This is a genomic window from Streptomyces sp. NPDC060031 (assembly GCF_042736805.1).
GTDB lineage: Bacteria > Actinomycetota > Actinomycetes > Streptomycetales > Streptomycetaceae > Streptomyces.
The window spans coordinates 17191-27850 of record NZ_JBHWVM010000096.1 but is presented as its reverse complement, the minus strand read 5'-3'; the positions used below and the strand labels follow the sequence as shown (position 1 = coordinate 27850).

Annotated in this window: 8 protein-coding genes; 4 read left to right on the top strand and 4 right to left on the bottom strand. The window is 76.4% G+C overall.

Annotation, left to right across the window (positions count from 1 at the left end):
- Window positions 1–224: 224 nt before the first annotated feature.
- The 3 genes from ACFWB8_RS31015 to ACFWB8_RS31005 are packed head-to-tail and all read right to left on the bottom strand — an operon-like array spanning window position 225 to window position 2493.
- Window positions 225–1112, bottom strand: coding sequence for a biotin-dependent carboxyltransferase family protein (locus ACFWB8_RS31015; RefSeq protein WP_385234496.1), 888 nt, complete (start codon window positions 1110–1112; stop codon window positions 225–227).
- Window positions 1109–1732 carry an allophanate hydrolase subunit 1 gene (locus ACFWB8_RS31010; protein WP_385234494.1) on the bottom strand — a complete coding sequence of 208 codons (624 nt, stop codon included), beginning with the start codon at window positions 1730–1732 and terminating at the stop codon, window positions 1109–1111. Before ACFWB8_RS31010 ends, ACFWB8_RS31015 begins: the two co-directional genes overlap by 4 nt.
- Entirely contained in the window at window positions 1729–2493 is a 765-nt protein-coding gene (locus ACFWB8_RS31005) for a LamB/YcsF family protein (protein WP_385234499.1), read from the bottom strand. Before ACFWB8_RS31005 ends, ACFWB8_RS31010 begins: the two co-directional genes overlap by 4 nt.
- 158 nt (window positions 2494–2651) lie before the next feature.
- On the opposite strand from ACFWB8_RS31005, the gene ACFWB8_RS31000 reads away from it, so the two are divergent.
- Genes ACFWB8_RS31000 through ACFWB8_RS30985 form a run of 4 tightly spaced genes read left to right on the top strand, consistent with a single transcriptional unit; the run spans window position 2652 to window position 9963 of the window.
- Window positions 2652–4157, top strand: a complete 1506-nt coding sequence (locus ACFWB8_RS31000) for a hypothetical protein (RefSeq protein ID WP_385234491.1) — start codon at window positions 2652–2654, stop codon at window positions 4155–4157.
- A complete protein-coding gene (locus ACFWB8_RS30995) occupies window positions 4154–4345 on the top strand; it encodes a hypothetical protein (protein WP_385234488.1) in 192 nt (63 codons plus the stop codon). Before ACFWB8_RS31000 ends, ACFWB8_RS30995 begins: the two co-directional genes overlap by 4 nt.
- Entirely contained in the window at window positions 4342–5244 is a 903-nt protein-coding gene (locus ACFWB8_RS30990) for a hypothetical protein (protein ID WP_385234485.1), read from the top strand. Before ACFWB8_RS30995 ends, ACFWB8_RS30990 begins: the two co-directional genes overlap by 4 nt.
- A 48-nt stretch (window positions 5245–5292) precedes the next feature.
- Entirely contained in the window at window positions 5293–9963 is a 4671-nt protein-coding gene (locus ACFWB8_RS30985) for a hypothetical protein (protein ID WP_385234482.1), read from the top strand.
- 51 nt (window positions 9964–10014) lie between these two features.
- On the opposite strand, the gene ACFWB8_RS30980 is transcribed toward ACFWB8_RS30985, so the two are convergent.
- The gene (locus tag ACFWB8_RS30980) at window positions 10015–10482 is read right to left on the bottom strand and encodes a hypothetical protein (protein WP_385234479.1); all 468 of its coding nucleotides are present in this window, start codon (window positions 10480–10482) and stop codon (window positions 10015–10017) included.
- Window positions 10483–10660 lie beyond the last annotated feature (178 nt).

The window sequence follows — 10660 nt, the reverse complement described above, 5'->3', positions numbered from 1 at the left end:
CTCACCGGCAGTGGGCGGCTTATGTCCGGCCCCCAGACGGCGGTCAGCCGCTTGGCCGGGCGGACTGTGTAGCGATCTGATGCGCCCGGCCTCCCGCCAGACCCTCTCCCGTCCCTGGACACCACACCACCCGGCCGTTCCTTCGGGGGCTTCCCGGAAGGACAGTGGACTGACGGGACGCCCCCGGACCCCGTCAACGCCACCGAACACACGCGTCCCGAACGTCACCCCACCCCCGGCCGGCCGGTCGGCCCCGCCGCCACGAAGCGGATCACCGTCCCCGGGCGGGCCTGGGCCGCCGCGTCCAGGGCGGGGCCCCGCGGGACCACGCCGATCACCGGGTAGCCGCCGGTCACGGGATGGTCGGCCAGGAACACCACCGGGCGGCCGTCCGGCGGGACCTGGACCGCGCCCAGGACCATGCCCTCGCTCGGGAGTTCTCCGGTCCGGGCCCGGGTCAGCGGCGGACCTTCCGTGCGCAGGCCGATGCGGTTCGAGGCCGCCGAGACCCGGTAGTGCGCCCGCCACAGCCCCGCGGTCGAAGCCGGGGTGAACCAGTCCGCTCTGGGCCCCGGCCGGAGCGGGAGCACCAGTTCCGTCGGGGGGCCCGGCGCGGCCGGGGCGTCGACCCCGTGGACCGGGTCCGGGCCCGGGGTGCCCACCGGGAGCAGCGCCCCCGCCGACAGCGCGGCGGGACCCAGGCCCGACAGCAGGTCGGTGGAGCGACTGCCGAGGACCGGCTCCGCGGCGAACCCTCCCCGCACGGCGACATAGCTGCGCAGGCCCGGCTCCGCCCGGCCGATGTCCACCTCCGCCCCTGCCCGGAGCCGGACCGGGGCTCCCCAGGCCACCGGGTGACCGGAGGCTCGTACGGCGCAGGGCGCGCCCGTGACCGCGATCACCACCGGGGCCAGGGCGCGCAGACGCACGCCGTCCAGGGTCGTCTCCAGCGTGGCGGCCTGCGGCGGGTTGCCCAGCAGGCGGTTGGCCAGCCGGTGCGCTCCCGTGTCCAGGGCCCCCGACCGGGGCACGCCCAGGTGCGCGTACCCGGGCCGGCCCAGGTCCTGGACCGTGGTCAGCGCTCCGGGTCGCAGTACCTCGAAGCCGTTCACGAGCCCTCCCGCGTGAAGCGCACCCGTACCCCCGGCGCGAACAGCGCGGCCGGCTCCCGCCGCGGGTCCCAGAGCACCGCCCGCGTGGATCCGATCAGCTGCCAGCCGCCGGGGGAGGAGCGCGGGTAGACGCCCGCGTACTCGCCGGCCAGGGCCAGCGAGCCGGCCGGCACCGCCGTACGGGGCGTGGCCCGGCGGGGCAGGTGGAGGTGTCGGGGGAGCCCGGTCAGGTAGCCGAACCCGGGCGCGAAGCCGCAGAACGCCACCCGGAAGTGGGTACCGCCGATGATCCCCGGCACCTCGCCCTCGGTCACCCCCCAAAGCCGGGCCACCTCCGCCAGGTCCGGGCCGTCGTACCGCACCGGGACCGTGACCAGCGGCCCCTCGGCGGCGGCGAGCGGCGCGACCTCCCAGCGGGCGATGCGGGACGCCAGCGCGCGCGGATCCGCGATCCCGTCCAGCAGCACGGTCCGCGCGGCGGGCACGATGTCCCGTACGCCGCCCAGCTCGCCCGCGTCGCGCCGGCGCAGCAGCTCCGCGTGCACCGCGGCGACCTCGGCGGCCGAGTCCACCTCGAGGAGCAGAGCCTCGGCGCCGACCGGCAGCGCCCTGACGCTCACGCGAAGGCCTCCACCCGGACCCCGGCCGCGTCCAGCGCCTGCCGGACGCGCAGTGCGAGACCGGCCGCACCGGGGGTGTCCCCGTGCAGGCACAGCGAGCGCGCGGCCACCGCGATGCGGGAGCCGTCGGCGGCCGTCACCGCGCCCTCGGCGGCCATGCGTACGGCGCGTTCGACGACGGCGTCCGGGTCGGTCACCACCGCTCCGGCCTCCCCGCGCGGCACCAGGGTCCCGGCCGGTGTGTAGGCGCGGTCAGCGAAGGCCTCCGGGACGGGGGTCAGTCCGGCCTCCTCGGCGGCGGTGAGCAGCAGCGAACCGGGCAGGCCCAGCACGGGCAGCGCCCCGGCCGGGGCGGCCAGCCGCACTCCGGCGACGACCGCGGCCGCCTGGTCGGCGTCGTACACGGTGCGGTTGTACAGCGCGCCGTGCGGTTTGACGTACGACACCCGGGAGCCGGCCGCCCGCGCGAAGACCTCCAGCGCGCCGATCTGGTAGGCCACCTCGTCGGCGAGCTCGCCCGGCGGGACGTCCATGGAGCGCCGGCCGAAGCCGGCGAGGTCGCGGTACGAGACCTGCGCGCCGATCCGTACCCCGCGGCCGGCCGCCAGTTCGCAGACGCGGCGCATGATGGACGGGTCCCCGGCGTGGAAGCCGCAGGCCACGTTGGCACTCGTGACGACGGACAGCAGGGCCTCGTCGTCGGTCAGCGTCCAGCGCCCGAAGCCCTCGCCGAGGTCGGCGTTGAGGTCGATCGGAAGCATGACCCGAGGTGTGATCAGAGGTGTGATCATGGAAGCCATGCGGTGAGCGTAGAACAGCGCCCGCGCCGGGCGCCCGCGGTGTTCCGGGGCGCCGGGGACCGATCCGGCCGAACCATGCCGTTTGGGATGTTGTCAGTGTCAGCGCCTAGTCTTTGTCCGTGACTCTCCCCGCCCCGGCCAAGACCCTCCCGTCCCCGGCGCCGGGCCCGGCCGCCGACGAGGGCCTGGCTCGGCGGCTGCGCGCGCTCGCCTGCACCGCTCCGCTGCACGACCTCGACGTCCGCAAGGCCAATCTGGCCGGCGAGTACGGGGTCTACGCGATGGCGGAGGTGGCCCTCGCCGCGATCGACCTGGTCACCCTCAACATGGACTTCGACACCGGAGCCGACCACGAGCAGATAGTGGCCAGGCTGCTGCCGCGCGTCGCCGCGCAGGCGCCCGGCCGTCCGGCGGCGGAGCACGAGCGGGTGGCCCGCTGGGTGCTGGAGAACCTGATCAACGTGGGCAGCGTGGACCGCGGCTTCCGCGCGATCTACGGCACGTTCGGGCCGGACGGGGTGTACGTCCGCCGCGACTACGACTTCAAGCTGATCGAAGAGGTGCCGGGGTACGGCGGCGCCGTGTACCTGCGCACCACGGACGAGGCCGTGAACGTACTCGTCGGCGCCCTCGACACGGACGTCACCAGCGCGCAGATCGCGGCCGAGGTGAAGCTGGAGGTCCTGGTCAGCCGGGGCCGGCTTGCGGACGCCCAGCTCGCGGCGGAACAAGCCCGCTACCGGACGGTGCAGTACGCCGAGACCCTGCGCCGCACGCTGGACGCGACGCGGCGCAACGTCCGCGCGGTGGACTGGCTGGTGGCCGTCCCGGACATGATCGCCGAAGCGCTCGACCACGTCGCGGACCGCTACCGCCACGAGAACGCGATCCTCACCAACATCCGCAAGGCGCGCGACGAGGCGGAGGAGCCGGACAACAAGCGGCGCGCCGCCGAGCTCGTGGACATCGTCAAGGACTGCATCCGCCGGCACACCCAGCTCCAGTCGCGCCTCCTGGACGCCGGCCCGCTGTTCCGTGCCGAGCAGGACCGCCAGGCCTTCGCCGCGCCCGCGCCGCGCTCCGGCATCGACCTGTACGGCCAGCTGGTCGCCCCCGTGCTGCCGCTGGCGGTGGAGCGCGCCTCCCGCGTGACGGACGCCTTCTTCGCCGCCGGCGCGGGTCTGCGCACCCCGGTCTCGGTGCGGGTCGGCGACCTCGTCGAGATACTGCTGACCCCGCCGGTGGAGCGGGAGCACCTCGGCGCGGAGATGCCGGAGCCGGACCTCATCGCGACCCCGGACGACAGCCGCTTCAGCGAGGAGCAGCTCGCCGCCGCGATGCAGCTCCTCGACCTCCCGCACGACGCCCCGCGCCGGCTGTCCGGACTCCTGGCGCAGGCCCGTCGCGCCGACCCCGACCTGCCGTACCTGGTGGCCCTGCTGGCCGTCCACGCGGCGAGCCCGGCGGTGGGCACGGCGTACCGCCAGGGCGAGGAGCGGCTGCTGTTCGCCGTGGACGACGGTACCGAGCTCGACGACCCGGAATTCGGCGGCGCGGACCTGATCGTCGGCACCGCGCTCCTGGACGCGGCCGCGATGACCGCGGACCGCACGGAGGCGGCATGACCCCGGCGGCACCCCGGGCGGCCACCCGCGCCCCCGCGACGACCGGCCGACGCACGATCCCCCGAACCGCGCCCCCGGCCGCGTACGGCACCGCCTCCCGCCGCCGACCGGACCCCGGGGCACCCGCGGACGCGTCCCCGCGCCGCACTGACGAAGACCACCGCACCGCCGAGGAGACGTACCCGTGAGCGAGCACCACGCCGAGCACCCCGCGTGGAGTGAGGCCGACGCGCCGTCGGCCCCCGCCGCGCCCGCCCCCGGAGGGACCGTCACGCCCGCCGACGCGGCCGACGCCGCCCGGCTCGTGGCCTTCGGGCTGCAGCCCAAGCTGCTGCCCGCCCGCGACGCCGAGTACGCCGAGCTGCTGCGCCGCTACCGCGAGGAACCCGCCTTCGGGCGGCTCGCCGATGCCGTCGCCACCGGCCTCGGGCTCGTCGTCCTGGAGGTGTCGCCCCGCGCCGGCATGGCCGTCGCCGCCGGCGAGGACTCCGTCTTCGCCGTCCGCATGGGCGACTACGCCCGCCGCACCACCGCCGACTCCGCGGACCGCTTCCTGCACGGCCTCGCCCACCTCGCCGTCGCCGCCCTCGCCTTCCCCCGCCCCGAGGACCTCGCCGACGACGGCTACATCGGCCGCATCACCGTCAACGGCGTCGACGCCTTCGTCCGGCAGACCTGCCGCCGTCTGGAGGAGCGCGCCGAGGAGCTCGGCGAGAACACCGACCCCGCCTCCGACGCCCCCGGCCTGGAGGCCGCCTGGCGCGTCTACGCCCGCCGCAGCGCGACCGGCGCCACCAAGGACGCCCGCCGCCTGGCCGGCTCCACCACCGGCATCGTCGGCAAGGCCGCCGCCTTCCTCACCGAATCCGGCTTCCTCCAGCGCACCGGCGACGACGCCGGCGGTACGTACCGCACCACCCCCCGCTACCAGCTCCAGGTCCGCGACATGGCGGGCAGCGCGGCCATGGCCGAGCTCCTGGAACTCGGCGTGGTCCCCGTCAGCGACGGCTGCGCCACGCTCCTGCCGCCGCCCGAGGGCGACGACCTGGAGCTCGCCGCCGACGCGGGCCTGCCGTTCCACGCCTGAGTCACCCGTCCCCGTACGACCTACGAAAGACCACGAGAGTCCGCCGCCATGTACGAGCTGTCCCGGATCCGCCTCTACTCCATCGGGCCCGCCGGCGCACGCTACGCCGACACCGTGCTCGACCTGCGCGGAGTCGGTGAGCCGGTGCCCCACCCGGCGCCCACGCAGGCGGAGTTCTTCCAGGACGAGCCGACCGGCCCGCCGCGCCGCCCCGCGCCCGCGGGCGTGCTCTTCCTGGAGAACGGCGGCGGCAAGTCCGTCCTGCTCAAGCTGATCTTCTCGGTGATGCTCCCCGGCCACCGCAACACCCTCGGCGGCGCGAGCTCCGGCGTACTGCGCAAGTTCCTGCTCGCCGACGACTGCGGCCACGTGGCCCTGGAGTGGCAGCACACCCAGACCGGCGAGTGCGTCGTCGTCGGCAAGGTCAGCGAGTGGCGGGGCCGCCAGGTCTCCAACGACCCGCGCAAGTTCGCCGAGGCCTGGTACTCCTTCCGACCCGGCCCGGGCCTGAGCCTCGACAACCTGCCCGTCGCCGAGGCCACCGCCGTGCGCCCGCCCGTCGAAGGCGCCTCCGGCGCCCAGGGCCGCCGCCGCACCATGAAGGGCTTCCGCGACGCCCTCACCGAGGCCGGCAAGGCGTACCCGCACCTCGAGGTGTACTTCGAGGAGATCCACGACCGCTGGAACGAGCACCTCACCGAACTCGGCCTCGACCCCGAACTCTTCCGCTACCAGCGCGAGATGAACGCCGACGAGGGCGAGGCCGCCGGCCTCTTCGCGGTCAAGAAGGACTCCGACTTCACCGACCTGCTGCTGCGCGCCGTCACCGACACCCGCGACACCGACGGCCTCGCCGACCTCGTCCACGGCTTCGGCAACAAGCTCGGCCGCCGCGCCGAGCTGATGGCCGAACGCGACTTCACCGCCGGCTCGGTGGACCTGCTGACCCGCATCGTCGAGGCCGCCGCGAACCGCTCCCGGCTGCGCGACGTCCACGCCGGCGCGGAACGCCGTACGCGCACCCTCGCCCGGCGGCTGTCCGCCCGCGCGGGCGAGGAGCGCGGCCGCGCCGCCGACCTCGCCCAGCGGGTCACGGGCGCCGCCCACGAGGTCACCGCCGCCGAGTCCGCGCGGGACCGCAGCGCCGCAGTCTCCGCCGAACTCGCCTACCGGCACGCCTCGCTGGCGCTGACCGTCGCCGACAAGGCCGCCGCCGCCCAGCGCCGCGAGCTCCTCGAAGCCCGCACCCTGCACGCCGCCTGGCAGGCCGCCGAGAACGTGCTGCGCCACCGTGCCGCCGCCGACCGCTCCGCCCGCGTCGCCGCCGCCATCCTGGAGGCCGAGCGGGACGCCGCCCCGGCGCTCGCCGCGCGCGCCACCGCCGCGATCGAGCTCGTGCGGGCCCTGCACACCGCCGCCGAGCACGGCGAACGCCTCGCCAACGAGGAGGAGGAGCGTTCCGCCGGACTGCAGGCCGCCGGCGAAGCCGCCCACCGCGACGCCACCGCCGCCGCCACGGCCGCCCAGCGCGCCCGCAGCGAGGCCGAGCACCTGCGCTCGCGCCTGGCCGAGGTCGAGCAGGAGACCGCCGAGGCCGTACGGGCCGGCTGGCTCGACGACACCGCCCCCGACGCCGACCCGGCCCGCGCCGCCCTGGCCGCCAGCGACGCCGAGAAGACGGCCGTGGCCGCCTGGGACGAGTCCCGCGAGGCCGCGCGCGCCACCTCCGACGCCGCGCGCGAGGCCGCCGCCGCGGAATCCCGCGCCGAACTCACCGCCGCCCGCGCCGCGGACGCCGCCGACGCGGCCGAAGCCGCCCACGACGCCGAGCACCGTGCGGCCGCCTCCCTCGCCGAATCCCCGCGCCTGGCCGCCCTCCTGGGCCTCCCGTCGGCCCCGGACGAGTCGTTCCCGCACCAGCGCGCGGGCCGGGCGGCCGACTCCGGCCCCGCGGGCCCGGGCGCCGCGCCGGGCGCAGCCCAGGACGCCCCGGCCGCAGGCGGCCTGACCCCCGAGGACCTCGACCGGGGCGCCGACGACCTGCGCACCCTGCTCACCGACGGAGTCGCGGCGGCCGAGCGCCAGCTGTTCGAGCTCCGCACCGCCGCCGCCGACGACGCCCGCATCCTCGGCGCCCTCGGCGACGGCGGGCTGCTGCCGCCCGGCCCCGACGTCCTCGCCACCGTCGAGTACCTCGGCGAACACGGCATCCCCGCCCTGCCCGGCTGGCGCTACCTCGCCCAGTCCGTGGCCCCCGCCGACCACGCCGCCGTGCTGGCCGCCCGCCCCGAACTCGTCGACGGCGTCGTCATCACCGACCCCGACACGCACGCCCGGGCCCGCGAGGTGCTTTCCGGCGCGGCGCTGCTGCCCCGCTCCACCGTCGCCGTGGGCACCGCTGCCGCGCTGCTGGCGCCGACACCGCCCGCGGACGGCGATTCGGCGGTGTCGAGCATTTTCATCGTTTCGCCGAACCCGGCCATGCACGACGAGGGCGCCGCCGACGAGGAGCGCCAGGCCCTGCGCACCCGCGCGAGTGCCCGCGACACCGAGATCCGGGACCTGGCCGCCCGGCTCTCCGGCGACCGCGAGCTCGCCGCCCGCCTGACGTCCTGGCGCACCGGTTGCCCGCCCGGCCGCCTCGCCGAGCTCGCGGAGCAGGCGCGGGCCGCCCGTGCGTTCGCCGAGGAGGCCGACGCCGAGCTCGCGGAGGCCCGTACCGTACGCGCCGAGGCGGACGAGGCGGCTGCCGACGCCGCCCGCGTCCGCGAGGAGCGCCAGGACGCCGCCCAGCGCGCCCGCCGCGTCGCCGATGCCCTCGCGGGCCTCGCCTTCCGCCTGCGCGAGCGCGCCGGCTGGCAGGCCAAGCTCCGCGAACTCGCCGACGACGCCGCCGAGTCCGAGGCCCGCGCCGAGGTCTGCCTGGACCGCGCCCGCGCCGCCGACGAGGACCGCCGCGCCGCGCAGCGCGCCGCGGACGACGCCCGCCGCACCGCCCGCGCCCTGCGGGCAGAGCGCGCCGAGATCGCGGGCGCTCCCGAGCCGCTCCCCGAGGCCGACGGGGCCCCGAAGGCCCCTCTGCCGGACCTGCGCGAGGCCTACCGCGCCGCCTCCCAGCTCTACGAGAAGGTCGGCGTCGGCGCCGACCTGCGTGCCGAGCAGGCCCGCGCCGAGAGCGACGAGAGCGCCGCCCTCGCCGAACTCGACCGCCTCACCAACAAGGTCCGCACCCGCGCCGCCCAGCTCCTCGAAGGCACCGACGGCTCCGACGGCCCCTCCCGCCAGGCGGCGGCCGCCCGCGCCGAGTCCCTCGTGCAGATGCTGGAGACGCGTGCCTCCACCGCGAGCGAGCAGCTCGGCCGGCTGCGCGGCGAGGCCGAACGCCACGCCCCCGCCGAAGGCGAGGCGCACACGGAGCTCCCCGACGAGCTGATCCCCGAACACGTCGAACACGCGCAGGCCCTGCTGCGTACGGCCACGGCCCAGCTCGCCGCGCACACCGCGGCCGTGGAGGGCGCCCGCGCGGCCCACGCCGACCTGCTGCGCGCCCACCGCGCAGCCGAGGACGGCGCCGGCGGTTTCGACGAGACCGCGGCCCTGCTGCGGGACCTCCTGCGCGACCACGCCCACGCCGACGAGGAGCAGGAGCCGGTGTCGCACCCGGGCACCCTGGAGGAGGCCCGCCAGTCGGCCACCGAGGCCCGCCGCTCGCTGCGCGCCTGCGCGGCCGACCTCTCCGCCGCCGAGTCCGGGGTCCGCGAGGCCTGCGACATCCTGGTCCGGCACGCCAACGCCAACCGCTACGAGCAGGTGCGCACCCCCGCGCGCCAGCAGATCCGCGAACTGCCCGCCTCCGCCCTGCCCGAGCACGCGGCGGCCTGGGCGGCGGCCTTCGCCCCCCGGCTGCGCGTCCTCACCGACGAACTGGCGCAGCTGGAGCGCAACCGGGACAGCATCGTCGACCGGCTGCGCGGACTGGTGGAGTCCGCCCTGGCCACCCTGCGCTCCGCCCAGCGGCTCTCCCAGCTCCCCGAGGGCCTGGGGGAGTGGTCGGGCCAGGAGTTCCTGCGCATCCGTTTCGAGGAGCCCGACCAGGCGACCCTCACGGAACGCCTCGGCGAGGTCATCGACGAGGCGACCCGCGCCGCGGTGAAGAAGAACAGCACCGCCTCCTTCGGCGAAGGCCGCCGCGACGGCATGTCCCTGCTGCTGCGCGGTGTCCAGGCGGCGCTGGAGCCCAGGGGCATCTCGGTGGAGATCCTGAAGCCGGACGCGGTGCTGCGCGCCGAGCGCGTGCCGGTGGGGCAGATGGGCGACGTCTTCTCCGGCGGCCAGCTGCTGACCGCCGCGATCGCGCTGTACTGCACCATGGCGGCGCTGCGCAGCAACGACCGCGGCCGCGACAAGCACCGCCACGCGGGGACGCTGTTCCTCGACAACCCGATCGGGCGCGCGAACGCCACGTACCTGCTGGAGCTCCAGCGGGCCGTCTCGGACGCGCTGGGCGTCCAGCTGCTCTACACGACGGGCCTCTTCGACACCACGGCCCTCGCCGAATTCCCGCTGGTCATCCGGCTGCGCAACGACGCCGACCTGCGGGCGGGCCTGAAGTACATCAGCGTCGAGGAGCACCTGCGCCCGGGCCTGCCGCAGCAGTCCCCGCAGGAGGAGACGATCCACGGCGAGATCACGGCGACCCGCATGTTCCGCAGGAGCTGACCGGGCGGGCGGGCTCCGGGCCGCGGCGCCACCGCCGGCCGGCCCGGCCCGCTAGCGCCGGTTGGGAGCTGGAAAGCCGCCGTCGGGCCGGGGTATTCGGCCCGGGGCGGCGCGCTCGGGCCGTCCGGCCCGTCCGGCCCGTCCGGCCTCCCGGCGGGCCCTGCGCTGTTCGCGCCGGCGGCCCCGCGCCGTGCTGCTCGGCTCCGACAGGACCCCGTACCGCTGGTTCCACATCTGCCGGGTGATCAGTACGTCCAGCACCCCCCAGGTGGCCACGACGGTGCCGGCCACCGCACCGATGACCATCGGGAACGCCAGCCAGGATCCGGTGAGGGTGAGGAAGAAGGTGATGGTGGCCTCGGTCAGCGTCACGGCCACTATCAGCACCGCCCGCACCGCGGACGTCCGCACCGGGTCCGGCATCCGCCGGCTGCGGGCCGGCTCCTCCACCCACAGGCCGCCCCCCGGCGCGCCGAATTCCGCGCGACCGCGACCGTCCTCGTACGTCCCGTTCCCCATGGTGCGCTCCCTCCCCTCCGCGCGGCGGCTCATGCCCACCCCTACACGTCTACCCCGACACGCCCACCCGAACAGGTAGACGTTCGGCGCCGTCGGGAGATTCCCGGATCGCGGACATTCGTGCCGCTCTCCAACATCGCGGAACGAACAATTCCAGCCATCCATCCGGTGGTGGGAA

Coding starts and splice junctions, on each gene's coding strand:
- ACFWB8_RS31005 (WP_385234499.1), bottom strand. CDS start 2,493: ATGCTTCCGATCGACCTCAACGCCGACCTCGGCGAGGGCTTCGGGCGC.
- ACFWB8_RS30995 (WP_385234488.1), top strand. CDS start 4,154: ATGACCCCGGCGGCACCCCGGGCGGCCACCCGCGCCCCCGCGACGACC.
- ACFWB8_RS30985 (WP_385234482.1), top strand. CDS start 5,293: ATGTACGAGCTGTCCCGGATCCGCCTCTACTCCATCGGGCCCGCCGGC.
- ACFWB8_RS30980 (WP_385234479.1), bottom strand. CDS start 10,482: ATGGGGAACGGGACGTACGAGGACGGTCGCGGTCGCGCGGAATTCGGC.